The 18,944-nt window shown below is 67.9% G+C and carries 26 protein-coding genes; 9 read left to right on the top strand and 17 right to left on the bottom strand.

The genetic code is table 11. From position 1 onward, the window contains the following. Nucleotides 1-2 precede the first annotated feature (2 nt). From rplB to rpsL, 10 genes are all read right to left on the bottom strand, one after another. Complete coding sequence (gene rplB / locus E5F05_RS17840) at nt 3-836, bottom strand: 50S ribosomal protein L2 (RefSeq protein WP_129119993.1); 834 nt, start codon at nt 834-836, stop codon at nt 3-5. A gap of 13 nt (nt 837-849) precedes the next feature. Beyond that, complete coding sequence (locus tag E5F05_RS17845) at nt 850-1,137, bottom strand: 50S ribosomal protein L23 (RefSeq protein ID WP_129119994.1); 288 nt, start codon at nt 1,135-1,137, stop codon at nt 850-852. Further along, a complete protein-coding gene (gene rplD, locus E5F05_RS17850) occupies nt 1,134-1,775 on the bottom strand; it encodes a 50S ribosomal protein L4 (protein ID WP_129119995.1) in 642 nt (213 codons plus the stop codon). Before rplD ends, E5F05_RS17845 begins: the two co-directional genes overlap by 4 nt. A gap of 3 nt (nt 1,776-1,778) precedes the next feature. Continuing rightward, nucleotides 1,779-2,402 carry a 50S ribosomal protein L3 gene (rplC, locus tag E5F05_RS17855; protein ID WP_129119996.1) on the bottom strand — a complete coding sequence of 208 codons (624 nt, stop codon included), beginning with the start codon at nt 2,400-2,402 and terminating at the stop codon, nt 1,779-1,781. Further along, complete coding sequence (rpsJ, locus tag E5F05_RS17860) at nt 2,399-2,722, bottom strand: 30S ribosomal protein S10 (RefSeq protein WP_010886955.1); 324 nt, start codon at nt 2,720-2,722, stop codon at nt 2,399-2,401. The genes rplC and rpsJ overlap by 4 nt, the downstream gene beginning before the upstream one ends. Before the next feature lie 6 nt (nt 2,723-2,728). Continuing rightward, entirely contained in the window at nt 2,729-3,946 is a 1,218-nt protein-coding gene (gene tuf, locus E5F05_RS17865) for an elongation factor Tu (protein ID WP_146719929.1), read from the bottom strand. Between the two features lie 218 nt (nt 3,947-4,164). After that, complete coding sequence (locus E5F05_RS17870; RefSeq protein WP_129120000.1) at nt 4,165-4,581, bottom strand: hypothetical protein; 417 nt, start codon at nt 4,579-4,581, stop codon at nt 4,165-4,167. Nucleotides 4,582-4,677: 96 nt separating this feature from the next. Then, the gene (gene fusA / locus E5F05_RS17875) at nt 4,678-6,768 is read right to left on the bottom strand and encodes an elongation factor G (RefSeq protein WP_129120001.1); all 2,091 of its coding nucleotides are present in this window, start codon (nt 6,766-6,768) and stop codon (nt 4,678-4,680) included. A gap of 140 nt (nt 6,769-6,908) precedes the next feature. Then, nucleotides 6,909-7,379 (bottom strand): 30S ribosomal protein S7, encoded by a 471-nt coding sequence (gene rpsG / locus E5F05_RS17880; RefSeq protein ID WP_129120002.1) that lies wholly within the window; start codon nt 7,377-7,379, stop codon nt 6,909-6,911. 117 nt (nt 7,380-7,496) lie between these two features. Further along, complete coding sequence (gene rpsL / locus E5F05_RS17885; RefSeq protein WP_041221741.1) at nt 7,497-7,901, bottom strand: 30S ribosomal protein S12; 405 nt, start codon at nt 7,899-7,901, stop codon at nt 7,497-7,499. A gap of 285 nt (nt 7,902-8,186) precedes the next feature. On the opposite strand from rpsL, the gene E5F05_RS17890 reads away from it, so the two are divergent. Further along, nucleotides 8,187-8,495 (top strand): IS1 family transposase, encoded by a 309-nt coding sequence (locus tag E5F05_RS17890; protein WP_129120549.1) that lies wholly within the window; start codon nt 8,187-8,189, stop codon nt 8,493-8,495. Nucleotides 8,496-8,587: 92 nt separating this feature from the next. After that, a complete protein-coding gene (locus tag E5F05_RS17895; protein WP_129120550.1) occupies nt 8,588-8,908 on the top strand; it encodes an IS1 family transposase in 321 nt (106 codons plus the stop codon). 16 nt (nt 8,909-8,924) lie between these two features. On the opposite strand, the gene E5F05_RS17900 is transcribed toward E5F05_RS17895, so the two are convergent. Beyond that, complete coding sequence (locus tag E5F05_RS17900; protein WP_129120003.1) at nt 8,925-9,386, bottom strand: hypothetical protein; 462 nt, start codon at nt 9,384-9,386, stop codon at nt 8,925-8,927. Then, on the bottom strand, nt 9,383-11,026 hold the full coding sequence (pgm, locus tag E5F05_RS17905; protein ID WP_129120004.1) for a phosphoglucomutase (alpha-D-glucose-1,6-bisphosphate-dependent): 1,644 nt from the start codon (nt 11,024-11,026) through the stop codon (nt 9,383-9,385). Before pgm ends, E5F05_RS17900 begins: the two co-directional genes overlap by 4 nt. Before the next feature lie 293 nt (nt 11,027-11,319). Between pgm and glpX the strand changes: the two genes are divergently transcribed. Next, nucleotides 11,320-12,324 carry a class II fructose-bisphosphatase gene (glpX, locus tag E5F05_RS17910; protein WP_129120005.1) on the top strand — a complete coding sequence of 335 codons (1,005 nt, stop codon included), beginning with the start codon at nt 11,320-11,322 and terminating at the stop codon, nt 12,322-12,324. On the opposite strand, the gene E5F05_RS17915 is transcribed toward glpX, so the two are convergent. The 3 genes from E5F05_RS17915 to E5F05_RS17925 all read right to left on the bottom strand — a co-directional run bounded on the left by E5F05_RS17915 (nt 12,282) and on the right by E5F05_RS17925 (nt 14,660). Then, nucleotides 12,282-13,490: a sensor histidine kinase gene (locus tag E5F05_RS17915; RefSeq protein WP_129120006.1), complete on the bottom strand. Its 1,209-nt coding sequence runs from the start codon at nt 13,488-13,490 to the stop codon at nt 12,282-12,284. The genes glpX and E5F05_RS17915 overlap by 43 nt on opposite strands. Next, complete coding sequence (locus tag E5F05_RS17920; protein WP_129120007.1) at nt 13,487-14,158, bottom strand: response regulator; 672 nt, start codon at nt 14,156-14,158, stop codon at nt 13,487-13,489. Before E5F05_RS17920 ends, E5F05_RS17915 begins: the two co-directional genes overlap by 4 nt. Nucleotides 14,159-14,234: 76 nt before the next feature. Then, on the bottom strand, nt 14,235-14,660 hold the full coding sequence (locus E5F05_RS17925; protein ID WP_129120008.1) for an SHOCT domain-containing protein: 426 nt from the start codon (nt 14,658-14,660) through the stop codon (nt 14,235-14,237). Between the two features lie 170 nt (nt 14,661-14,830). Here E5F05_RS17925 and wrbA point away from each other — a divergent pair, with 170 nt between their 5' ends. Then, a complete protein-coding gene (gene wrbA, locus E5F05_RS17930) occupies nt 14,831-15,439 on the top strand; it encodes an NAD(P)H:quinone oxidoreductase (protein WP_129120009.1) in 609 nt (202 codons plus the stop codon). 73 nt (nt 15,440-15,512) lie between these two features. Here wrbA and E5F05_RS17935 read toward each other — a convergent pair whose 3' ends face one another. Beyond that, nucleotides 15,513-16,262 (bottom strand): metallophosphoesterase family protein, encoded by a 750-nt coding sequence (locus tag E5F05_RS17935; protein ID WP_129120010.1) that lies wholly within the window; start codon nt 16,260-16,262, stop codon nt 15,513-15,515. A 45-nt stretch (nt 16,263-16,307) separates the two neighbouring features. On the opposite strand from E5F05_RS17935, the gene dcd reads away from it, so the two are divergent. From dcd to E5F05_RS17960, 5 genes are all read left to right on the top strand, one after another. Next, entirely contained in the window at nt 16,308-16,868 is a 561-nt protein-coding gene (dcd, locus tag E5F05_RS17940) for a dCTP deaminase (protein ID WP_129120011.1), read from the top strand. Next, the gene (locus E5F05_RS17945) at nt 16,865-17,359 is read left to right on the top strand and encodes a GNAT family N-acetyltransferase (protein ID WP_241687222.1); all 495 of its coding nucleotides are present in this window, start codon (nt 16,865-16,867) and stop codon (nt 17,357-17,359) included. Before dcd ends, E5F05_RS17945 begins: the two co-directional genes overlap by 4 nt. Nucleotides 17,360-17,430: 71 nt before the next feature. Continuing rightward, nucleotides 17,431-17,649 carry a hypothetical protein gene (locus E5F05_RS17950; protein WP_129120012.1) on the top strand — a complete coding sequence of 73 codons (219 nt, stop codon included), beginning with the start codon at nt 17,431-17,433 and terminating at the stop codon, nt 17,647-17,649. 135 nt (nt 17,650-17,784) lie between these two features. Continuing rightward, nucleotides 17,785-17,979 (top strand): hypothetical protein, encoded by a 195-nt coding sequence (locus tag E5F05_RS17955; RefSeq protein ID WP_129120013.1) that lies wholly within the window; start codon nt 17,785-17,787, stop codon nt 17,977-17,979. A gap of 66 nt (nt 17,980-18,045) precedes the next feature. Then, complete coding sequence (locus tag E5F05_RS17960; protein WP_129120014.1) at nt 18,046-18,432, top strand: DoxX family protein; 387 nt, start codon at nt 18,046-18,048, stop codon at nt 18,430-18,432. On the opposite strand, the gene E5F05_RS17965 is transcribed toward E5F05_RS17960, so the two are convergent. Further along, the gene (locus E5F05_RS17965) at nt 18,429-18,863 is read right to left on the bottom strand and encodes an acyl-CoA thioesterase (protein WP_129120015.1); all 435 of its coding nucleotides are present in this window, start codon (nt 18,861-18,863) and stop codon (nt 18,429-18,431) included. The two genes, E5F05_RS17960 and E5F05_RS17965, sit on opposite strands and share 4 nt — an antisense overlap. Between the last annotated feature and the right edge of the window lie 81 nt (nt 18,864-18,944).

Raw genomic sequence — 18,944 nt, forward strand, 5'->3', positions numbered from 1 at the left:
CCTTACTTCCCGCCGCGGCGGGCGATGATGAAGCGGTCGGAATTCTTGCGCTTCCTGCGGGTCTTGAGGCCCTTGGCGGGCTGACCCCAGGGAGACACGGGCACGCGGCCCGCGCCAGTGCGGCCTTCACCACCGCCGTGCGGGTGGTCCACCGGGTTCATCGCGCTGCCGCGCTGGTGCGGCTTCTGGCCCAGCCAGCGGCTGCGACCGGCCTTGCCCAGCACGATGTTCTTGTGCTCGGCGTTGCCCACCGTGCCGATGGTGGCGTAGCACTCGCTGTGGACGCGGCGCAGTTCGCCGCTGGGCAGGCGCAGGATCACGTAGTCGCTTTCCTTGCCCTGCACCTGGATGCTGGTCCCGGCGCTGCGGGCGAGCTGGGCGCCCTTGCCGGGGACCAGTTCGACGGCGTGAACCACCGCACCGACCGGCACGAAGCGCAGGGGCAGCGCGTTGCCGAGCTTGGGATCGGCCTCGGGACCCGCGTTGACGATCTGACCGACCGCCAGGCCTTCGGGCGCGAGGACATACCGCTTCTCGCCGTCCACGTAGTGCAGCAGGGCGATGCGGGCGCTGCGGTTGGGGTCGTACTCGATGGCGGCGACCTTCGCGGGCACGTTCGCCTTGTCGCGGCGCTTGAAGTCGATGATGCGGTAAAGGCGCTTGTGGCCCCCGCCGATAAAGCGGCTGGTGATGCGCCCGTGGTTGTTGCGGCCACCGGTCTTGGGCAGCGCAGTGGTCAGCGCCTTTTCGGGGCGCTTCTTGGTCAGTCCGCTGAAGTCCGCCGTCGTCATCTGGCGACGCGACGGGGTGTAGGGACGGTATTTCTTGACGGCCATGTTCCAACTCTCCTTAGGCCTGGCCCTCGAGGGCCTGGATGGTCTGGCCTTCGGCGAGGCGCACGATGGCCTTCTTGCGGTCGGCACGCTGGCCGACGAAGCGGCCCACGCGCTTGCGCTTGCCCGGCACGTTCATGGTGCTGATGCCCACGACGGTCACGCCGAAGACCTGCTGCACGGCCGACTTGATCTCGGTCTTGGTCGCCTTGGGGTCCACCCAGAACGAGTAGACGCCGCGCTCCATGCCCGCGTAGGCCTTCTCGCTGATCACGGGCTGCTTGATGATGTCGTACTGGCTCACAGCGAGGCCCCTTCCTGCACGTTCCCCTCAAAAGGAACGATTTCCAGTTCCTGGGCAGGTTCCAGCGCGACCGCGTCGATCACCAGGCGCTCGTGGCGCAGGATGTCGTAGGCGTTGAGGCCCGCGACGGGCAGCACCGTGGCCCAGGCGACGTTGCGCGCCGCGCGGCGGGTCAGCTCGTCGTCGGTGACGATCAGCACGCGCTCGCTGCCGTCGAGGCCGTTCTGGGCGGCCCAGTTGATAAAGCTCTTGGTCTTGCCGTCGAGGTCGAAGCCGTCCACGGCGGTCAGCTTGCCGGTGTTCTGGCGGTCGGCCAGCGCCATCGCCAGGCCGAGCTGCCGCACCTTGCGGGGCAGGGTGTAGCTGTAGGAGCGGGGCTTGGGGCCGAAAGCGACGCCGCCGCCCACGAAGGTCGGCACGCTGCGGTCGCCGTGACGGGCGTTGCCGGTGCCCTTCTGGCTGAACATCTTCTTGCCGGTCTTGCTGACCTGCGCGCGGGTCTTGGTGCTGGCGGTGCCGCGGCGGCGGCCCGCGAGCTGCCAGGTCACGACCTCGTGCAGCACGTGCGGGTTCACTTCCGGCAGGTCGAGGTCGATGCTGCGGCCCCCGTTCTTGCCGATGACGTTGATCTGCGCCATGTCTTACTTGCCTCCCTTGGCGGCCTGGCGCAGCATCACGAGCCCACCGTTCGCGCCGGGGATGGCCCCCTTCACGAGGATGATGTTCTCACCGGCGCGCACCTCGACCACTTCCAGGTTCTGCACGGTGACGCGCTCCATGCCCATGTGGCCCGCCATCTTCTTGCCCTTGTACACGCGGCCCGGCGTCTTGCGCTGGCCGATGGAGCCGGGGCGGCGGTGCCACTTCTTGGAGCCGTGGCTGGCAGGACCGCCCTTGAAGTTCCAGCGCTTCATCACGCCCTGGGTGCCCTTGCCCTTGCTGGTGCCGGTCGCGTCGATCTTCTCGCCTTCCGCGAAAATGTCCACGTTCACGGTGTCGCCGTCGGGGCTGAAGCCGCGGAACTCGCGCAGGAAGCGCACCGGGGCAACCCCGGCCTTCTGGAAGTGGCCCATCTGGGGCCTATTCACGCGCTTCTCGCTCTTGGGCGCGAAGCCGAGCTGCACGGCCTCGTAGCCGTCGGTCAGCGCGGTCTTGCGCTGCACGACGGGGCAGGGGCCAGCCAGCACGACCGTCACCGGAATGGCGCGGTCGCCCTTCCAGATCTGGGTCATGCCGATCTTGGTGCCGAGGATGCCCTTGGTCATGCCCGGCCCCCGACGGTCTTGATCTCGATGTCCACGCCGGTGGGCAGATCGAGGGTCATCAGCGAATCAATCGTCTTCTTGGTGGGGTTCATGATGTCCACCAGACGGTTGTGGGTGCGAATCTCGAAGTGCTCGCGGCTGTCCTTGTACTTGAAGGGCGAGCGCAGCACGGTGAAACGGCGGATGCGGGTGGGGAGCGGCACGGGACCGCTCACGTCCGCCCCGGTGCGCCGGACCGTGTCCACGATCTTGCTCGCGGACTGGTCCAGCGCCTTGTGGTCAAAGCCACGCAGTTTGATACGAATCTTCGGGGCAACCATGTTTGTTTACTCCAGGACCTTGGTGACGACGCCCGCGCCGACGGTACGGCCGCCCTCGCGGATGGCGAAGCGCAGACCTTCTTCCATGGCGATGGGCTTGATCAGTTCCACCGTGAAGGTCACGTTGTCCCCGGGCATCACCATCTCCACCCCTTCGGCCAGTTCCACCACCCCAGTCACGTCCGTCGTCCGGAAGTAGAACTGCGGGCGGTAGCCCCCGAAGAACGCCGAGTGACGCCCGCCCTCATCCTTGCTCAAGACGTACACGCTGGCCTCGAACTTGGTGTGCGGCTTGATGCTGCCGGGCTTGGCCAGCACCTGTCCGCGCTCCACGTCGTCGCGCGCCACGCCGCGCAGCAGCACGCCGACGTTGTCCCCGGCCATGCCCTGATCCAGCAGCTTGCGGTGCATCTCGATGCCGGTCACGGTGGTCTTGCGGGTATCCGCCAACCCCACGATCTCGACTTCGTCCTGCACCTTCACCACGCCGCGCTCCACGCGGCCGGTCGCGACGGTGCCGCGACCGGTGATGGTAAACACATCTTCGACCGGCATCAAGAAGGCCTTGTCGGTGTCGCGCTCGGGGGTGGGGATGTAGCTGTCGATGGCGTCGAGCAGTTCCCAGATCTTGTCCACCCACTGGTTTTCGCCGCGGGCGGTCTTGGGGTTGGCCTGGAGCTGTTCCAGCGCCTGCAGGGCGCTGCCCTTGATCACCGGCAGGTCGTCACCCGGGAACTCGTAGCGCGAGAGCAGCTCGCGCACTTCCATCTCGACCAGTTCCAGCAGTTCCTCGTCGTCGACCATGTCGACCTTGTTCATGAACACGACGATGTAGGGCACGCCGACCTGACGGGCCAGCAGGATGTGCTCGCGGGTCTGGGGCATCGGGCCGTCCGCGCTGCTGACGACCAGGATGGCGCCGTCCATCTGGGCCGCGCCGGTGATCATGTTCTTGACGTAGTCGGCGTGACCGGGGCAGTCGACGTGGGAGTAGTGCCGAGCGGGGGTGTTGTATTCGACGTGGGCGGTGTTGATGGTGATGCCGCGGGCCTTTTCCTCGGGGGCCTTGTCGATCTGGTCGTAGGCCAGTTTTTCGACGGTGGGGTCCATCGCCGCCGCCGTGAAGGTGATCGCCGCGGTCAGCGTGGTCTTGCCGTGGTCCACGTGCCCGATCGTCCCCACGTTCACGTGGGGCTTCGTCCGCTCAAACGTTCCTTTTGCCATGATGTTTCTCCTCCAAGCGGTGGAAGACACGCCAAAAAAACCCTTTGATCGGGCTGTGGGCGCGCTCCCACATTGGGTTGATTCCCGCCAGGGCGGTGTCCCGCCGTGCTGGCACGTTGCGCGGGAGCCTGAACCTCAGGGCACGGACTCCCAGCGCACCGACTTGTTAGGGTACTAAAAAATCAAGCGGTCTTCAAGACCTCCAGACGCGCCCCGCGTCAGCGGCTGGTGTAGGCCTGCACGTCCCGGTCAAAGGCCCCGATCAGCATGATGATGCCCAGTACGGTGCCGACCGGAAAGAGCAGCAGGCTCAGCACCGCGATCACGATGCTCGCCACCCGGCCCCAGCTCCGGCCTTCCAGCACGGCCCGGCGGGTGAAGTACAGCAGCAGGATCAGTCCGGCGGTCAGAAAAAAGGACAGCCACAGCACCGTCATGATCTGTGCCTGGGACAGCGTGACCGGGGGCTGGCCGGAGGCCGCGCCCAGCTCGCCCAGCAGGGTGTTGAGCGTGTCCCCGGAAAAGGGCAGCGTCAGCAGCGAGATGGCGTTATAGATCAGCCCGATCATCAGGGGCACGGTCAGGAACGCGAGGCGTGGGGGCCTGCGGGTGGGTGGGGCAACAGGTGAAGACATGCGTGCAGGCTAGCGCGGACGGGCGGGGCACCCCCCGACGCCAAAAGAAGCGGGGAGGAAGCCCTCCCGGACCTCCTCCCCCGAACCCCGCAGGATTTACTTCTTCATCAACTGCTGCGCCAGGTTGTTGGGCACCTGGCTGTAGTGGTCGAAGAACATGGAGTAGCTGGCGCGGCCCTGCGTCATCGAGCGCATGTCGGTCGCGTAGCCGAACATCTCCGAGAGCGGCACGAACGACTTGACGATCTGCGCGTTGCCGCGGGCTTCCATGCCCTGAATCTGGCCGCGGCGGCTGTTCAGGTCACCGATGATGTCGCCCATGTACTCCTCGGGCACCGTCACCTCGACGCGCATGATGGGTTCCAGCAGCGCCGGGGCGCCCTTCTGCACGGCTTCCTTGAGCGCCATCGAACCGGCGATCTTGAAGGCCATTTCGCTGGAGTCCACCTCGTGGTAGCTGCCGTCGTAGACGGTGACCTTCATGTCCACGACCGGGAAGCCCAGCATGGGGCCCGACTGCATGGCTTCCTCGATGCCCTTCTGGGCCGGGGCGATGTACTCGCGGGGCACGGTGCCGCCCACGACGGCGTTCTCGAACACGAAGCCCGCGCCGGGTTCCAGCGGCTCGGCCTTGATCTTCACGTGGCCGAACTGACCGCGGCCGCCGGACTGACGCACGAACTTGCCTTCCACGTCCACCGGCTTGGTGATCGTCTCGCGGTAGGCCACCTGGGGCGCGCCCACGTTGGCGTCCACCTTGTACTCGCGCTTCAGGCGGTCCACCAGGATCTCCAGGTGCAGCTCGCCCATGCCCGCGATGGTGGTCTGGCCCGACTCCTGGTCGGTTTCGACCTTGAAGGTGGGGTCTTCTTCCGCCAGCTTCTGGAGGCCGACGCCCATCTTTTCCTGGTCGGCCTTGGTCTTCGGCTCGATGGCGAGCTTGATGACGGGCTCGGGCACGTCGATGCTCTCCAGCAGCACGCGCGTGTCACCGTCGCCGATCAGGGTGTTGCCGGTGCCCGCTTCCTTGAGGCCGATCACGGCGCCCAGTTCGCCCGCCTTGAGCTCGGAGACTTCCTCGCGGCTGTTGGCGTGCATCTTGAGGAGTCGGCCCACGCGCTCGCGGCGTTCCTTGGAGGCGTTGTACACGTAGGAACCGCTCTGGAGGGTGCCCGAGTAGATGCGCACGAAGGTCAGGCGGCCCACGTAGGGGTCGGCCATGATCTTGAACGCGAGCGCGGCCAGCTTGCCTTCGGGGTCGGCGGGGTACTCGACCGTCTCGCCGTCCTCGGTCGTGCCCTTGATGGCGGGCACTTCCAGCGGGCTGGGCAGGTAGTCCACGACCGCGTCGAGGAGGAGCTGAACGCCCTTGTTCTTGAGGGAGGAGCCGCACAGCACCGGGAAGATCTTCTTCTCGATGGTGCCCTTGCGGATGGCGTTGACGAGCTGCTCGGCGCTGGGTTCCTCGCCTTCGAGGTACATCATCATCAGGTCTTCGTCGACCTCGGCGGCGGCCTCGATCAGCTGGGTCCGCATCTCGGCGACCTTGTCCGCGTACTCGGCGGGGATGTCGTGTTCCTCGATGTCGGTGCCCAGGTCGTTGGTGTAGGTGTAGGCGCGCTGACGCACCAGGTCGATGATGCCCTTGAACTCGTTCTCCTGGCCCATCGGGTACTGGATGGGGGCGGGGATCGCGCCCAGGCGCTCGCGGATGTCGTTCACCACGAGTTCGAACGAGGCGCCCGTCTTGTCCATCTTGTTGGAGAAGGCGATGCGGGGCACGCCGTAGCGGTCGGCCTGACGCCACACGGTTTCGGACTGAGGCTCGACGCCCTGCGAGGAGTCGAACACCGCCACCGCGCCGTCCAGCACGCGCATGGAACGCTCCACCTCGATGGTGAAGTCCACGTGGCCGGGCGTGTCGATGATGTTGATGGTGTATTCCTGGTCGGTGCCGGACCGCTTCCACTTGGCGGTGGTGGCGGCGGCGGTGATGGTGATGCCGCGCTCGCGCTCCTGCTCCATCCAGTCCATCGTGGCGGCGCCGTCGTGCACCTCACCGATGTTGTGCGTGCGCCCCGTGTAGTACAGGATGCGCTCGGTGGTGGTGGTCTTCCCGGCGTCGATGTGCGCGGCAATCCCGATATTGCGGAAGTGGGTGAGGTAGCTCTGGGCTTTAGTCGTCATAAGACTCCCTGTTTCTGGCGGATGACGTGTCCCGTCACCGGAAGGTCTACCGTTCCTGTGGCAGCGAAACGGGACAGCAGGCGCAGAAGCCGCTGTCCGGTCACACTCTTCAGCGGTGCTGGTTTACCAGCAGTGCTGCATTACCAACGGTAGTGCGCGTAGGCGCGGTTGGCTTCCGCCATGCGCTCCACGTCGTCTTTTTTCTTGATGGCGCCGCCACGGCCCTGCGCGGCGTCCATGATCTCGCCCGCCAGGCGCTCGATAGCCGTGCGCTCGGGGCGGCCGTCCACCGCGGCCAGCATCCAGCGCAGCGTGAGGCTCTGCTTGCGGCGCTCGGTCGGCTCCACCGGCACCTGGTAGGTGCTCCCGCCCACGCGGCGGCTGCGGACCTCCACGCGCGGCTTGACGTTGTCGAAGGCCTGCTTGAAGACCTTCAGCGGCTCCTGGCCGGTGCGCTCCTGCACCAGGCGGCAGGCGCCGTAGAAGATGCGGCTAGCGAGGTTCTTCTTGCCGTCTTCCATGATGCGGTTGATCATCGCGCTGACCAGCACGTCCTGGTAGACCAGGTCAGGCTGGAGCTGGCGCACTTCTGCTCTGCGGCGACGTGCCATGTTGACTCCTTGAACACTAGAGGTTCTGCTGCATTGGCCTCACCCCTTCTCGGGAAGTGGCCTGGACCGCGCGGGGCGGCGGGGGCCAGTTCCTCCCCCGGCGCCGGACGCGGGGGATTACTTCTTCTTGGCGCCCGCGGCGGCAGCGCCCGCCTTGGGCTTCTTGGTGCCGTACTTGGAACGGCTCTTGTTGCGGTCCTTGACGCCCTGGGTGTCGAGGCTGCCGCGCACGATGTGGTAACGCACACCCGGGAGGTCCTTCACACGGCCACCGCGGATCAGCACGACGCTGTGCTCCTGGAGGTTGTGGCCTTCGCCGGGGATATACGCGGTCACTTCAAAGCCGCTGGAGAGCCGCACGCGGGCGATCTTGCGGAGCGCCGAGTTGGGCTTCTTGGGCGTGGTGGTCTTCACGACCGTGCAGACGCCGCGGCGGAAGGGGCTGCCCTTGAGCGCCGGAACCTTGCTCTTCTTCTGGAGGGTGGTGCGCCCCTTGCGGAGCAACTGTTGGGTGGTAGGCAGGGTGAATCACTCCTCGTCTTGGCAGATTTGCTGGGGGTCCCGCCCACACGGGGAAACACGGACAGGGGGGCGGGGTCGGGTTGGCAGTGAAGCCTGAGGTAATCAACGCATGTCACCTTCACTGTCAGCATCAGCGCGGGACATGGCGTGCCGAGAAACTTCCCTGGTGCAACCCTGTACCGGGCAGTTTTCAACCGCAGTAGCATAGCGCGCGGGAGGGGAAGAGTGCAAGGATGCCCCGCGTTCGGTCGTGGCTTTTAGCGGAGGACGGGGGTTTAATGAAGTATGAACGACCCGGTCTGCCCCAGGTGCCATGGCGTTCACATCGTCAAAAATGGGCAGGCCCACACGGGGAAACAGCGCTACCTGTGTCGTGAATGCCGGTACCAGTTCACCCCTGACGCCACCTGGCACCGCATTTCGCCTGAAAAAGAGGCTGAAGTAGACCGCCTGCTGACCGAACGCCTCTCCCATCGCGGCATCTGTCGGGTTGCCGGGGTCAGTCGTTGCTGGTTCCGTCTTCACCTCAAAAAGCTTAAAAAGACCGTTTTGCACAGCATTCCTGAAGAACAACCCCAAGCAAAAAAAGCCTGAGCATTCCAGCACCAGCCTCGCTGGTGCTGGAATGCGATGAGTGATGCACCTTCGTCGGACGCCAAGACCGACGGCTGTGGATCTGGCTGGCCATGGACCGAGCTTCCCGACGGATCGTCGGCTGCTTTTTCGGGCAGCGTGACGCAACAGGTGCCTTTGGCCTCTGGCAGAGCCTCCCCACACCCTACCTGGATGCGGTCTGTCCTACAGACCGCTTGTCGGCCTACAAAGGGGTGGTCTTCGGAGGACTGCATCGGATTGGCGGAACTCAGCACATCGAGCGCTTCAATGCCACCCTCCGTGCCAAATTGCCCTTCCTGGTCCGCAAAAGTCTCTCGTTCTGCCGTCAGCAGGCCAACCTCGAACTCATCGTCTGGCTCTTCCTCCACCGCGACAACGCGTCATTACCCTGAAACCACTACCCCGCGTTCAGGGCGCGGCGCGCAGGACTTCCGCCCCGCCGTCCTCGCGGGCGCGCAGCCGCGCCGCCCCAAATGTGACGGGCAGCCTGACCGTCTCCAGGTAGGCCCGCAACCGCTCGGGCAGTTCGGTGAGATGGAGTGGTGTGCGCGGCGCGGCCACCAGCCGGTACACCCCCGCCTCCCCCGGCACGTGGTCATAGACGTAGGCGCCCCGGCGCTGCGGCGGCGTGAGATGTTCGTCAAAGCCGCCCGCCGGGGCGTTGGCCTCCTCGGTTTCCGGGCGGGTGTCGATCCAGACGTGCAGGGCTTCGAGGAGTTCTTCCGAGGCGAGAGCCGCTTCGGGCACATGCGGGTCACCCGCTGCGAGGAACTGCGCCACCTGCCCCCGCTCGTCGGTGGCGAACCAGTCGAATTCCACGCCCGTGATCTCCTCGCGGGTGATGACGGTGTGCCCTTCGGTGAGGCTCACTCGGCCCCTCCCGCCTTGAAGGCCGCGTCCACGACCTCGCGCGCTTCAGCCAGGACCTCGCGCAGGTGGGCCTCGCCCTTGAAGCTCTCGGCGTAGATCTTGTACACGTCCTCGGTGCCGCTGGGGCGGGCGGCGAACCAGGCGAAGTCGGTGGTCACCTTCAGGCCGCCGATGGGTTCCCCGTTGCCGGGCGCGCGGGTGAGCTTGGCCGTGATCGGATCGCCCGCCAGGGTGGTGGCCGTCACCTGTTCGGGGCTGAGGTTCGCCAGCACCTTTTTCTGGGCGGCGTTGGCGGGCGCGTCCTGGCGGGCGTAGGCGGTTTCGCCGTACCGTTCCGTCAACGCGGCGAAGCGTTGCGAGGGCGTCTGCCCGGTCCTCGCGGTGATCTCGGCGGCCAGCAGCCCCGCGATGATGCCGTCCTTGTCGGTGCTCCACGCGCCGCCGTCCATCCGCAGGAAACTCGCCCCGGCGCTCTCCTCGCCACCGAAGCCGAGGGAGCCGGTCAGCAGCCCTTCCACAAAGTACTTGAACCCGACGGGCACCTCCACCAGCCGCCGCCCCAGCCCCGCCGTCACGCGGTCGATCAGGGCGCTCGACACCACCGTCTTGCCCACGCCCGCCTCCGCGCTCCAGCCGGGGCGGTTCTGGAAGAGGTAGTCGATCATCACCGAGAGGTAGTGGTTGGGATTCATCAGACCGTCCACTGTCACGATGCCGTGGCGGTCGGCGTCGGGGTCGTTGCCGATGGCAACGTCGAAGTCGCCCTTCAGGCGCAGCAGGCTCGCCATCGCGTAGGGGCTGGAGCAGTCCATCCGGATCTTGCCGTCCTTGTCCACGCTCATAAAGGCGAACTGCGGATCGATCCGGTCGTTCACGATGGTGAGGTTCAGGCCGTGCGTGTCGCGGATCGCCTCCCAGACCGGCAGGCTGGAGCCGCCGAGGGGATCGACACCCAGGCGCACCCCGCTTTGCCGGATGGCGTCCAGGTCGATCACCTGATCCAGTTCCGCGACATACGGCGTGATGAAGTCGAAGGGGTCGAGGGCGGCGAGGGCGTCCGCCAGCGAAACGCGCTTCACGTCCCGCAGCCCACCTTCCAGCAGGGCGTTCGCCCGGTTCTGCACGGCTTTGGTGATGTCGGTGTCGGCGGGGCCGCCCGAAGGCGGGTTGTACTTGAAGCCGCCGTCCTGCGGGGGGTTGTGGCTGGGCGTGATCACGATACCGTCCGCCACGTCGCCCACGCCCGCCCGGTTGTGGTTGAGGATCGCGTGGCTGACGAGGGGCGTGGGGGTGAAGAAGCCCGGCTGCGCCCGCACCCGCACACCGTTGGCGACCAGCACCTCCAGGGCGGTGATCCAGGCGGGTTCGCTGAGGGCGTGGGTGTCGAGGCCCAGGTAGAGCGGCCCGGTGATGCCCGCCGCCGCGCGGTGCTCGGCCACCGCCTGGCTGATCGCCAGGATGTGCGCCTCGTTGAAGGAGCCGTCCAGTGACGTTCCCCGGTGCCCGCTGGTGCCGAAGGCCACGCGCTGGGCCGGGTCCTGCACGTCCGGGCGCTTCTCGTAGTAGTACGCAATCAGGCGGGGAACGTTCGTCAGGAGGGACTGTGGAGCCATTTTCCCGGCCAGAGGACTCAGCGTCATAGGGGCAGTGTAAGCAGAGCGCCGGGAAAAGCAGAACCGCCACCCCATTCAGGGACGGCTCATTCACGTGACCGGCCACCCGGACAGCCTCTCCCCCACCCGCTACCCTGTTCCCATGCGCGAGTTCCTCAACGACTGGTGGCGCCTGGGCAAGCTGATTGCCGGAGTGATCGCCCTCCCGCTGCTGCTGTGGCTGCTGCTGGTGTGGGCAGGCGTGCTGCGGTAGCCTCCGCCCCTTCCCCTGGAACCGTTCCCAGCCGCCTTTTTCCTTCCCAGCATGGTACGTTGCCAGCATGAGCGGCAAAGGGCAGGGGACGGCAGCCAGAACGGACAACTTCGAGCACGCGCTGGTGCTGGAGACGGCGCGGGTGACCGAGGGGGCGGCGCTGGCCGCGAGCCGCTGGGTAGGCATGGGCGACAAGAACGCGGTGGACGGCGCGGGCACCGAGGCCATGCGCGAACTGCTGAACAGCCTGGATATCCGGGGCACGGTGGTGATCGGCGAGGGCGAGATGGACGAGGCGCCCATGCTGTACATCGGCGAGCAGCTCGGGCAGGGGCGCTACGAGGTGGACATCGCGGTGGACCCGGTGGAGGGCACCAACGTGACCGCCAAGGGGCTGCCCAACGGCCTGGCGGTGATCGCCCTCTCCGAGCGCGGCGGCCTGATGCACGCGCCCGACTGCTACATGGAAAAACTGGTGGTGCCGCCCCCCGCGGCGGGCCGGGTCCACCTGGAGTGGCCGGTGGAGGCCAACCTCGCCGCCCTCGCCCAGAGCCTGGACCGCGGCGTGGAGGACCTGCTGGTGACCATCCTCGACCGCGAGCGGCACGAAGGGCTGATCCGCCGGGTGCGGGCCGCCGGGGCGCGCGTCAAGCTGATCGGGGACGGGGACGTGGTGGCGAGCCTCGCGGTGGGCGTGCGCGGGACGGGCGTCCACGCGCTGATGGGGTCGGGCGGCGCGCCGGAAGGGGTGCTGTCGGCGGCGGCGATGAAGTGCCTCGGTGCTGAGATCCAGGGCCGCTTCATCGCGGAGGACGACGCGATGCGCGAACGCTTCCAGGCGATGGGCGTGGACGAGAACCGGGTGTACAAGACGGACGAACTCGCCTCCGGCAGCCAGATCGTCTTCAGCGCGACCGGGATCACCTACGGTGAACTGCTGAACGGCGTGCGGCGCTTCGGCGGCGGCGCCCGGACGCACACGCTGGTGATGGGCTATGCCAGCCGCGTGGTGCGCTTCATCGACACCGTTCACCTGGAAAAAGAGGGCGCGCGCGTCACCATCCGGGTCTGATCCGGAAAGGTCAGGGTGAACTCCGCCCCTCCCCCGGGATGGTTGCGGGCGGTGAGCTGGCCGCCCTGCGCCTCCACCAGCGCCCGGGCGATGGCGAGGCCGAGGCCGCTGCTGGCCCGTCCCTGGGGATCGCGGGTGCGGCTGGCGTCCGCACGGTAGAACCGCTCGAAGGCGCGGGCCAGGTCGTCCGGCTGAAACCCCGGGCCGTGATCGCGCACGCGCAGGTTCGCCCCCCGGTCGTCCGCCCAGGCGCCGAGTTCGACCGGGCCGGGCGCGGCGTACCGCAGGGCATTGTCCAGCAGGTTCTGGAGGGCCTGCCGCAGGCGGTCCGGGTCCGCCTGGAGGGGAACGGGCGCGGGCGCCTGAACGCCGAGGGCCGCGCCCACTTCCGCCGCACGGGCCGCGTAGGCTTCCGCGAGGCCCCGCAACGCCTCCCCGCCGTCCAGGGTCCGGAGGTCCAGGCTCAGCGCCCCGCTTTCCGCCAGGGACAGGGTCCGCAGGTCGGTCACCAGCCGCGCGAGCAGCAGCACCTCGCCGTGCAACCGGGCGAGGGCGGCGGCGTCCGTGGCCTGCACGCCGTCCTGCATGGCCTCGATCTCCGAGCGCATCACGGCCAGCGGCGTGCGGAGGTCATGGGCGATGTCCGCGACCAGGCCGCGCCGCCACGCCTCCTGCCGCGCCAGGCTGGCCGTCAGGTCGTTGAAGGTGAGGGTGAGGTCGCGCAGCTCGTCCCGGCGGGGGGGGACCGGCAACTGCACGCTGCGGTCCCCCGCCTGGAGCCGCCCCACCCCTTCCGCGAGGCGGGCCAGCGGGCGCGTGAGCTGCCGCGTGACCAGCCCGGCGATGACGGTGGCGAGCAGCGCGCTCAGCAGGGCGGCCTGCACCGCGCTGCGAACGATGCTGCGCCCCGCCCCACCCGCCACCTGCTGCCAGGTCGCCGCGTCCCAGGTGGTCCCGGTGCCGACCTGCGAGCCTGCCTGGGGGCCGAACTGCGCGAGGACACGGAAGGTCGCGCCCACCGTCAGCACGGTCGTCAGCATCACGGCGAGGAGGGCGACCAGGGCAAACATCCGCGTCAGGCGGGCGCGCAGCCCGGAGCGTGGGCGGCGGCCTGGCCGGAAGCCCCGCCCCCCCCAGGCACCGGCAGGCCGCCGGGGTCCCCTCATGACACCTTCAGGCGGTAGCCCACGCCGCGCACGGTGTCCAGCAACTCGCCCCGCGCGCCGAACTTGCGCCGCAGGTTCTTGATGTGGGCGTCCACCGTGCGTTCGTCGGTGCCGCGGTCCAGCGCGCCCAGCGCCGCCAGCAGTTCCGCGCGGGTGCGGACCACCCCCGGCTCGCGGGCCAGCAGGGCCAGCAGCCGGACCTCTCCCGCCGTCAGGTCCAGGGGACGCCCGGCCAGGTCCGCCTCGTAGCTGGCGGTGTCCACCCGCAGCGGCCCCGCGTGCAGGGTGGAAGGCGGGCTGGCGTTCCCCCCGGCGCGGCGCAGCACGGCCTTCACGCGCGCCACGACCTCACGCGGGCTGTAGGGCTTCACCACGTAATCGTCGGCGCCGATCCCGAGGCCCACCAGCCGGTCCACCTCCTCGTCGCGGGCGGTGAGCATGATGATCGGCAGCTCGGACTCGGCGCGGACGCGGCGGGCCACTTCCAGACCGTCCAGGCCGGGCAGCATCAGGTCCAGCAGCATCAGGGCCGGGCGGGCGGCCCGCCACAGTTCCAGGGCGCGGGGACCGCTGGCCGCCCGTTCGGTGTGAAAGCCCTCGCGCCGCAGGTACTCCTCCAGAATCTCCGCCAGGCGCGGTTCGTCCTCGACGATCAGGATGGTGGTCATGGGCTGGCCCCATTCTCCCCGATTCCGGGTCACCTCCGGCCGTCCACGGGGGAGGGCCGGAGGCGGCGCGGGAACTTCAGAGGTCCTGCCGGGGTTCGTCCCGGCCTTGCGGGGCGCGCGGCCCTTCATCCATCAGCGTCCGCCGCAGGGTTTCGTACTCGTCCGCGTTGATCTCGCCTTTCGCATAACGTTCACGGGCAATCTCCAGCGCGTGGCCCTCCAGAAAGCGTGCCCGCCCCCGCCGGAAGGTGGCGCGGACCTCCTCCCCCAGTCGCCCGCCGTCCGTGAACTGCGGGCGGTGCCTCCAGCCCCAGCGGCGCAGGAAAAGCACCGCGCCGATGATCAGCAGGAGGGGGAACAGGAGGAAGCCGCCGTGCAGCCCAGGCCCATACCCCGGACCGTAGCCGTAGGACCCGGGCGGATACGGCCCACCGTAGGGCTGGGGGATGACCTGCACCGGGGTGCCGGGCGCCGCGTTGTTGATGATCACGTCCACAAACATCACTGCTCCTTTCCGAAAAGGCGGGGAAAGTCTGTCCCTCACCTGCCCCGAAGGTAGGTCCGGCCCCGTGAAGCGCGGGCGGAGGCCCTGTGAATCCCGTGTGAAGGGTCAGCTTTCGCTGAAAAACGTTTAATGTTGAATAACCTGAAGGTAAGGCGTACCATCGGCCCATGACGAACCCTTCCCCGGTCAAGCTCGCCATCGTCTACTACTCCACCTACGGCACGAACTACCAGATGGCCCAGGCCGCCGCCGGGGCCGCCCGTGAAGCCGGGGCGGAAGTGCGGGTGCTGAAGGTCAGGGAAACCGCCCCGCAGGCCGTGATCGATACCCAGGACGCCTGGAAGGCCCAGCAGGAGCGCATGGCCGACGTGCCCGAGGCCACGCCCGCCGATCTGGAATGGGCGGACGCCTACCTCTTCAGCAGCCCCACCCGCTTCGGCGGCGCGGCCAGCCAGATGCGCGCCTTTATCGACACGCTGGGCGGCCTGTGGGCCACGGGCAAGCTCGCCAACAAGACCTTCAGCGCGATGACCAGCGCGCAGAACCCCCACGGCGGACAGGAAACGACCCTCCTGACGCTGTACATCACGGCGATGCACTGGGGCAGCATCATCGTGACGCCCGGCTACACCGATCCGGCGATCTTCGCGGCGGGCGGCAACCCCTACGGCGCGAGCGTGACCGCGAACGGCGAGCCGCTCAGCGAGGCGGACCGGGCCAACATCCGCTACCAGACGCAGCGGCTGGTCGAGATCACGCGGAAGCTGAAGGACTGAAGCTCAGCGGCAGGCACGCGCTCCCAGGTAAAGCGGGGGCGCGTTGTGTTCTGCCGTGGGAAAGAGGCCAGCCCTACGCGCCCCGGCTGTCAAAGGTGCCCGAGCGCAGCAGCTCGCCCTCCCCCGGGCCAAAAGGCGAATGTTCCTCCGACCAGCGCACGGCGGCCCCGATGTCGTAGGGCACCGCGCGAAAGTCCACCGCCCAGCCCTGCGGCCCGCGCGTCAGCAGCGTCCAGCGGGCCCGCGGGTCGCCGTCCACCTGATCACTGACCGCGCCCGCGTTGACCACCAGCGTGTCGCCCACACGGGTCGCGCCGGGACGGTGGGTGTGGCCGCACAGCACGACCTCCGCACCCAGCGGTTCGACCAGGGCGCACAGTTCACGCGGTTCGCGTGCCCGGTAGAACCCTCCGCTCTCCCCCTCCGGCTGCCAGACCCACAGCAGGCTGTCCCAGGCACTCGTCGGCGTGCCGTGACAGGCAAAGAGCGCCCCGTCCAGCGCGCGGGCCGTGAGGGGCAGGGCCGCCAGCCGCGCCAGCTCCCCCGGGTCCACCTGCGTCCCCAGCCAGGCCCCGTACTCGCGGGCGAGGGGGGAGCGCCGCCCGCCCGGCCAGAGCTTCTCCTCGTTGTTGCCCCGGACCTCCAGCGCCCCCTGGCGCGCGAGGCCAAGTTGCAGGGCCGCTGCCCGCGCCGGGTCCGCCGACCCCTCCACCTGATCGCCCAGGTTCACGGTCAGGTCGGGGGCCGCCGCCCGAAGCTCGCGCAGCACGGCCTCCAGTGCAAAAGCGTTGCCATGCACGTCACTGATCACGGCCACCTTCATACGGGCAGCCTACCGCCCGGCGCCCGGCCCGCTAGCATGCGGCCCATGAGCATCCTCCCGGACTGGCGCATCCGTGAACTCGCCCGAGCTGGCATGATCGAACCCTTCGAGGATCGCCTGGTCCGCACTGCCGAAAACGGGCATGTCATCAGCTACGGCCTCTCCAGCTTCGGCTACGACCTGCGCTGCGCCGACGAGTGGAAGGTGTTTACCAATGTTTACGGCGCCCTGGTGGACCCCAAGAACTTCGATGAACGCTCCTTCGTGGATATTCAGGCGAATGAAATTATCATTCCGCCCAACAGTTTTGTATTGGCTCGCAGCCTGGAATACATGCGAATTCCCGAGAACGTGATGGTGGTGGCGCTGGGAAAAAGCACGTATGCACGTTGCGGCATCGTCGCAAATGTGACGCCTTTAGAACCCGGCTGGGAAGGCCACGTCACCCTGGAGTTTTCCAATACAACGCCCCTGCCCGCCAAGATGTACGCCAATGAGGGCTGTGTGCAGCTCCTCTTCTTTGAAGGTGAGCGGCCTGAAGTGACGTATGGGGACCGTGGGGGCAAGTATCAGGGCCAGCAGGGTGTGACGCTGCCACGCCTGTGATCCGTGACCGAATTGGGAGCGATTTCCCGGCACTGGAGCGGGCGCTGCGGGAGGTCCATGAGACGGACGGCTATCCCTCGGTCTGGCCTGCCGACCCACGGGCATTTCTCGCGCCGCCCCTGACGGTGAGCGGGTGGGTGGCCGAATTCCGGGGGGAGGTGGTGGGCCAGGTCCTTTTACGCGGGGTGCCCGAACAGGTGCCCGGCTGGATGAGCGCCGCAGGCCTTCCGGCGCCAGAGGTGCTGGTCCTCTCACGTCTTTTCGTCGCTCCGGCGGGCCGTGGCAGGGGCTTGGCCCGCAGGCTTTTCCGGACAGCCTGGGCCGGGGCGCAGGCCCTGGGCAAGCGTGCCGTTCTCGACGTTCACCACAGGAATCTGGCCGCTATCCGCCTCTACAAGAGCGAGGGCTGGCAGTGCGTCGGCACGGTGGACGGCGACTGGCTCGACCCTGGCGGGCGCGTGCCGCGCGTCCACGTCTACGTCGCGCCTTGACCACGCCATCTCTTAACGTCTGCTGGGCTTCCTCTCGCCTTACGGCACCGGACATCTGAAAAGCTGCCGACATGCCGGACAAAGACGACAAGAACAGCGGCCACACCAGCCTCCCCCGCCAGTACGAGCGCGACAAGAAGGAAGTGGAGGAGATCGAGGACGGTCATAAGCCCTCCTTCAAGTCTGCCAACGACCGCGAGGCGAAGGCGGCGCGCAACGAGCAGGAGAGCCGCAAAGAGTCCCGGGATGTCGAGGAAGCCCGCAGTGTCCCCGCCACGGAGCAGGGCTGAGCAAGTCATCTGTGCAGGAAGGGTCGGGCGAGAGGCCCGGCTTTTCGTTTTGCCGGATTCACGCGCCCTTTATCTCTGAACCGGGCTTCAGCGTCTCCGGGTGCGTTTGAGAGCAAGGGCTGTCAGGCTCGGACTATGCCAGACCAGGACGAGAAGAAGAGCGGCCTCAGCAAACAGGCAGAGCAAAAGATGGAGGAGGTGGAGCTGATCGAGGACGATCACCGGCGCACCTTCACCGGCGGCGGCGCCCCCTACGACCGGCGCGGCCCGGAGGACAAAGACGAGCGCAGGTCGGACGCTGAAAACGTTCCGGCCATCAACCAGGACTGAGGACAACTCCCAGCAAAGGGTCGGGCGAGAGGTCCGGCCCTTTCTCCATGCTGGAAAGGAACAGCTATGCCCACAGAAGAACTCCAGAAACCCACGCCCGGCGTGCTGCTGCTGACCGCCCTGTTCGCCTTCGCGGGCGTCCTGCATTTCGTGAGGCCGGAGCCGTTCGACCGGATCGTGCCGCCCCAGCTCCCGCTTCCCGCCCGCACGGCCACCCTGCTGAGCGGAGCGGCGGAAATCGCGGGCGGGCTGGGACTCCTCCATCCAGCCACCCGGCCTGCCGCCCGCTGGGGGTTGATGGCGCTGCTGCTGGCGGTCTTCCCGGCAAACGTCTACATGGCCCAGCACGCCGAACGCTTCCGGCCGCTCCCCGTCTGGGGCCTCTGGGCAAGGTTGCCCCTGCAACCCCTGCTGATGCTGTTCGTCTGGCGGGCGGGGCGGCGGGCGGACTAGGCTTGTAGACCCTCCAGCGCCGCCCGCAGCACGCCCGGAAGCTCGACCGGGCGCCGGGTGGCCCGGTCCACGTACACATGGATGAAGTGGCCCTGCGCGCAGGCCGTCTCCTCCCCTTCGCGGAACACGGCCAGTTCGTAGCGCACGCTGCTGCGCCCCAGGTGGGCCACCCGGACGCCGACGCTGAGCAGCTCGGGGAAGGCTGCCGGGGCGAAGAAGGCGCAGCCGGTTTCGACCACGAGGCCGATGACTTCACCCGCCTGGAGGTCCAGTGCCCCCCTTGAGGCAAGGTAGGCATTCACGGCGGTGTCGAAGTAGGCGTAGTAGGTGACGTTGTTGACGTGCCCGTACACGTCGTTGTCGGCCCAGCGCGTCGGCGTGGGATGGTGGTGGGGGTAGGCGCTGCGGGGCTCGGGCGTGGGGCGGGTCATGCGGGCAGCGTAACGGAAGGCCGCGTTCCGGGCACGGTGACGGGAGGTGTGACGGGGGGCCAGCACCTCCCCGCTAGACTG

The organism is Deinococcus metallilatus (assembly GCF_004758605.1).
GTDB classification, from domain to species: domain Bacteria; phylum Deinococcota; class Deinococci; order Deinococcales; family Deinococcaceae; genus Deinococcus; species Deinococcus metallilatus.

Excerpts from the sequence above, each read along its gene's own strand:
- rplB (WP_129119993.1), bottom strand. The coding sequence starts at position 836 with ATGGCCGTCAAGAAATACCGTCCCTACACCCCGTCGCGTCGCCAGATG.
- rplD (WP_129119995.1), bottom strand. The coding sequence starts at position 1,775 with ATGGCGCAGATCAACGTCATCGGCAAGAACGGGGGCCGCAGCATCGAC.
- rplC (WP_129119996.1), bottom strand. The coding sequence starts at position 2,402 with ATGACCAAGGGCATCCTCGGCACCAAGATCGGCATGACCCAGATCTGG.
- rpsJ (WP_010886955.1), bottom strand. The coding sequence starts at position 2,722 with ATGGTTGCCCCGAAGATTCGTATCAAACTGCGTGGCTTTGACCACAAG.
- tuf (WP_146719929.1), bottom strand. The coding sequence starts at position 3,946 with ATGGCAAAAGGAACGTTTGAGCGGACGAAGCCCCACGTGAACGTGGGG.
- E5F05_RS17870 (WP_129120000.1), bottom strand. The coding sequence starts at position 4,581 with ATGTCTTCACCTGTTGCCCCACCCACCCGCAGGCCCCCACGCCTCGCG.
- fusA (WP_129120001.1), bottom strand. The coding sequence starts at position 6,768 with ATGACGACTAAAGCCCAGAGCTACCTCACCCACTTCCGCAATATCGGG.
- rpsG (WP_129120002.1), bottom strand. The coding sequence starts at position 7,379 with ATGGCACGTCGCCGCAGAGCAGAAGTGCGCCAGCTCCAGCCTGACCTG.
- E5F05_RS17890 (WP_129120549.1), top strand. The coding sequence starts at position 8,187 with ATGAACGACCCGGTCTGCCCCAGGTGCCATGGCGTTCACATCGTCAAA.
- E5F05_RS17895 (WP_129120550.1), top strand. The coding sequence starts at position 8,588 with ATGGACCGAGCTTCCCGACGGATCGTCGGCTGCTTTTTCGGGCAGCGT.
- pgm (WP_129120004.1), bottom strand. The coding sequence starts at position 11,026 with ATGACGCTGAGTCCTCTGGCCGGGAAAATGGCTCCACAGTCCCTCCTG.
- glpX (WP_129120005.1), top strand. The coding sequence starts at position 11,320 with ATGAGCGGCAAAGGGCAGGGGACGGCAGCCAGAACGGACAACTTCGAG.
- E5F05_RS17915 (WP_129120006.1), bottom strand. The coding sequence starts at position 13,490 with ATGAGGGGACCCCGGCGGCCTGCCGGTGCCTGGGGGGGGCGGGGCTTC.
- E5F05_RS17920 (WP_129120007.1), bottom strand. The coding sequence starts at position 14,158 with ATGACCACCATCCTGATCGTCGAGGACGAACCGCGCCTGGCGGAGATT.
- E5F05_RS17925 (WP_129120008.1), bottom strand. The coding sequence starts at position 14,660 with ATGTTTGTGGACGTGATCATCAACAACGCGGCGCCCGGCACCCCGGTG.
- wrbA (WP_129120009.1), top strand. The coding sequence starts at position 14,831 with ATGACGAACCCTTCCCCGGTCAAGCTCGCCATCGTCTACTACTCCACC.
- E5F05_RS17935 (WP_129120010.1), bottom strand. The coding sequence starts at position 16,262 with ATGAAGGTGGCCGTGATCAGTGACGTGCATGGCAACGCTTTTGCACTG.
- dcd (WP_129120011.1), top strand. The coding sequence starts at position 16,308 with ATGAGCATCCTCCCGGACTGGCGCATCCGTGAACTCGCCCGAGCTGGC.
- E5F05_RS17950 (WP_129120012.1), top strand. The coding sequence starts at position 17,431 with ATGCCGGACAAAGACGACAAGAACAGCGGCCACACCAGCCTCCCCCGC.
- E5F05_RS17955 (WP_129120013.1), top strand. The coding sequence starts at position 17,785 with ATGCCAGACCAGGACGAGAAGAAGAGCGGCCTCAGCAAACAGGCAGAG.
- E5F05_RS17960 (WP_129120014.1), top strand. The coding sequence starts at position 18,046 with ATGCCCACAGAAGAACTCCAGAAACCCACGCCCGGCGTGCTGCTGCTG.
- E5F05_RS17965 (WP_129120015.1), bottom strand. The coding sequence starts at position 18,863 with ATGACCCGCCCCACGCCCGAGCCCCGCAGCGCCTACCCCCACCACCAT.